We start from the raw sequence: 3713 nt of genomic DNA, 5'->3' as shown, positions 1-3713 counted from the left end.
AGCCACCGAATTAAATATAGGAAGTCTATATTTTAATCGGAAAATGTTCAAAATTAATGAGCAAAAAGTGTTCAATTTTACTTGACGGTTACAACATACCGGATCACGTTATGATTATGAACAGTTTTTCTCAATAAAACTACCTAGCACGCCACCTTTACGTCAACTATATTCTCATGTGACATTCAAAGAAAATGAAAAAAAAGATTGGTCTTTAAATGTTCCAATTCCAAAAAAATGGTCAAAACCAAAAATTATACATCATATTAAAGAGATGACATTAAGTTTCTACTTTAAACGATGGCTTATATATTTTTATTATTTAATTAAAAAATGGTTTATAAATGTGTCGAATTCCTTTGACGAATGAGTTCTATTATAGAAGAACAATGCCAGATGATTTCTAGTTTTGTCAGTCATGAAGGTGAATCAAATGATATAGCGAAATAAATAATAGCTAAGAGGAGGTGAGATAGATGGGATATGCTTTAAAACTAGAACCTAGTATCCAAAAAGATGGAATGACAAAAAAACAATTTACTGACTCACTAAGTCATTTGAATAATCGGCTCAACAAGGTCGAACAGACACTATCAATCCATATACAACAAGATATTCAAGATTATTATTATGATTGTGTAAATGTATTAAATAGTATAAATCAGAAATATAGCTGACGTTCATGTTATAATGTTATTCAAATTCTTAACATGAATGGAGCGGTCTAAAAGCAAATGAACAATGTACATCAATTAACAAAACGATTGAAAAAAATACTAAATGAATTATGCGTAAGATATCATAACAGTGATCCACCTGAAAACAAAAGAGATCCACAGTATTTTTCATACGTAAAGGAGGTAACAGCACCGATTTTTTCGTTACTTGATGAATGGGAACAAGCGTGTCTACTTGCCATTGAAAACCGATCCATTAATGTTTTTCCAGCCCAAATACAATCGACTAAAGAAAATATGGAATTAATCATCATGCACAGTTATTATATTGATATAAGAAAAAAAAGGTATATGTCATATATCCAATCAATTGAATTTGTATTTAATCAAATAATGGATCATTAAAAGGTAAATAAGGGGGAAATAATGTGGAAAACAATGCATTACTTCAATACGCAATAGAAGCTTTAAAAGGGGCTTATGTTCCTTATTCTAAATTCCCAGTTGGTGCTGCATTACTGACTAAATCGGGAAAAGTATATACGGGATGTAACATAGAAAACGCATCATATCCATTAACTTGCTGTGCTGAACGTGTAGCAATTTTTAAGGCTATATCTAATGGAGAGAAAGATTTCTCAAAAATGATCATAGTAGCTGATACAGAAAGACCTGTTCCACCATGCGGTGCCTGTCGTCAAGTAATGAATGAATTTTTCGAACCTAAAATGCCTATCTACTTAGCGAACTTGACAAATGATATCAAATTAGTGAACATAGAGAGTCTATTACCATTCTCTTTTCAACCCTCAGACTTGAATGAGAACAGCCCAAATGAATGATTCATGGTATAATGGTTTTAGAAAAACATATTCCCTAAAATATGTAATAGAATGGAATAGAGAATATGATATAGCTAAGTAGGGGTGAGCTTATGACTAACAAAAAAATACAATTAACGAGCAAAGACATTTTAGAAAAAGAGTTTAAAGTTTCGTTGCGTGGCTATAATCAAGATGAGGTTGATTCATTTCTTGATAAAATAATTATGGATTATCAATTATTTAATGAGGAAATTACGACATTAAAAAAAGAAATTGCTCGCTTAAAGAAACTAAATCAAAAAAAAGAACAAGCAAAAGCGAGTGAATCAACTCGAGTCATCCCTCCATCACAAGTTAACTATGATGTGCTAAAACGACTCTCTAATTTAGAAAAAGCAGTATTTGGCAAATCAACACGTAGCAATGATGAATCATAAAACGACTAATGAAAAAACAAGTAAAATATGATATAATACATGTATGTTCATGTTGAATACTGACGTAATCGCTGCACAGTCATCTGTGTAGAGGAAAGTCCATGCTCACACAGACTGAGATGTCTGTAGTGTTCGTGCCTGACGAAATCATAAGTCAGGGTACTAACGGCAGCAAAAAATCCTACGTTCAACTGAATATGGATGAGTATGCTTGAAAGTGCCACAGAGACGCAGCTAGATTGGAAACAATCTAGGTGGAACGAGGTAAACCCCACGAGTGAGCAACCCAAATATTGGTAGGGGCATCCTTGAGTAGAGAATTCAATCGAAAAAGGGACGAGCAATTTGGCTCGTAGATAGATGATTACGACCAGAGTACGAGGTTGACAACCGTCTGTAGTACAATGGTACAGAACATGGCTTATCAAGTATTCAACACGTCAAAGAACATGAAAAAACCTATTTATTGACGTTTACGTCATAAATAGGTTTTTTGTTTTTTATTTACGTATGTTACACTTAACTTATTAAGTAAATTAGAAAGGACTACATGAATGGAACAAGAGGTTACGCTAATTGCAACAGCAGCAATGGGATTAGAAGCAATTGTTGGTCGGGAAGTTAGAACACTAGGGTATAAACCTACGATAGAAAATGGACGTGTATTGTTTAAGGCGCCACTTTCGGCGATTCCCCGTTGTAATTTATGGTTAAGAACTGCAGATCGTGTTAAAATACTTGTCGCTGAATTTAACGCTACAAGTTTTGAAGAGCTTTTTGAAGCAACAAAACAATTACCGTGGGAACAGTATATATCTGAAGATGGACAATTTCCAGTTTCTGGTAAATCAGTTAAATCAAAACTGTTTAGCGTTTCAGATTGTCAAGCCATTGTAAAAAAAGCAATTGTTGACCGTTTACGCTTAAAATATGGAATTGCTTCACGCATGCCTGAAACAGGTGCACTTTATAAAGTAGAAGTTGCTATACATAAAGATATCGCGACTTTAACGATCGATACATCTGGAAGTGGATTACATAAGCGCGGATATCGTGTTATACAAGGTAAAGCTCCTTTAAAAGAAACAATGGCGGCAGCTTTATTGTTATTAACCAATTGGACTCCGAGTAAAACATTAATTGATCCTTTCTGTGGGTCAGGAACTATACCTATCGAAGCAGCTTTAATCGGACAAAATATTGCACCAGGTTTTAATCGTCATTTTGCTTCAGAAGCATGGACTTTCATCGATCAAATGCTTTGGAATCAAGCATTTGAAGAAGCAGAAGACCTAGCTCGTTATGATCAAAAACTTGATATTTTCGGTTCTGATATCAATCATAAAATGATAGATATATCGAAACAAAACAGTCAAGAAGCTGGTTTAGGCGATTTGATTCATTGGAAACAAATGCAAGCGAAAGATTTAAATATCCGTAAAGAAGGTGGATATATTGTTACAAACCCTCCGTATGGTAAGAGGATTGGAACAGATAAGGAAGTTGAGAAGATTTATCACGATTTAGGAACAATCATGAAGAAGCACCCAACTTGGAGTGTTTATGTAATGACAGCGTACAAGCATTTTGAAAAAGCATATGGAAAAAAAGCAACAAAAAAACGAAAACTGTTTAATGGTTTTATCCGTACCGATTATTATCAATATTACGGACAAAAATAAGAGGCTGGGACAAAACCCCAGTAAATAAAAACTAAGGCGTGGGAGCTTACACTAAAAAAGTGTAGGCCCCACGCCTTTTTATGGTTATTTGAG

Annotated in this window: 5 protein-coding genes and 1 other RNA gene; all 6 read left to right on the top strand. The window is 34.0% G+C overall.

The annotated features are described in order from the left end of the window. Positions 1-476: 476 nt before the first annotated feature. A complete protein-coding gene (locus HNQ35_RS13880) occupies positions 477-677 on the top strand; it encodes a hypothetical protein (RefSeq protein WP_146938853.1) in 201 nt (66 codons plus the stop codon). Between the two features lie 57 nt (positions 678-734). Further along, entirely contained in the window at positions 735-1082 is a 348-nt protein-coding gene (locus HNQ35_RS13875; RefSeq protein WP_146938854.1) for a DUF1798 family protein, read from the top strand. A 23-nt stretch (positions 1083-1105) separates the two neighbouring features. Next, positions 1106-1519, top strand: a complete 414-nt coding sequence (locus HNQ35_RS13870) for a cytidine deaminase (protein ID WP_146938855.1) — start codon at positions 1106-1108, stop codon at positions 1517-1519. Between the two features lie 92 nt (positions 1520-1611). Next, positions 1612-1938 carry a cell division regulator GpsB gene (gene gpsB / locus HNQ35_RS13865; protein WP_146938856.1) on the top strand — a complete coding sequence of 109 codons (327 nt, stop codon included), beginning with the start codon at positions 1612-1614 and terminating at the stop codon, positions 1936-1938. A 56-nt stretch (positions 1939-1994) separates the two neighbouring features. Continuing rightward, an RNA gene (gene rnpB / locus HNQ35_RS13860) (RNase P RNA component class B) lies at positions 1995-2367 on the top strand. 125 nt (positions 2368-2492) lie between these two features. Next, positions 2493-3620, top strand: a complete 1128-nt coding sequence (locus HNQ35_RS13855; RefSeq protein ID WP_146938857.1) for a THUMP domain-containing class I SAM-dependent RNA methyltransferase — start codon at positions 2493-2495, stop codon at positions 3618-3620. The last annotated feature ends 93 nt before the right edge of the window (positions 3621-3713 follow it).

Source organism: Cerasibacillus quisquiliarum, assembly GCF_014202495.1.
GTDB classification, from domain to species: domain Bacteria; phylum Bacillota; class Bacilli; order Bacillales; family Amphibacillaceae; genus Cerasibacillus; species Cerasibacillus quisquiliarum.
The sequence above is the reverse complement of the archived record's forward strand: the minus strand, read 5'-3'. Positions and strand labels throughout refer to the sequence as shown.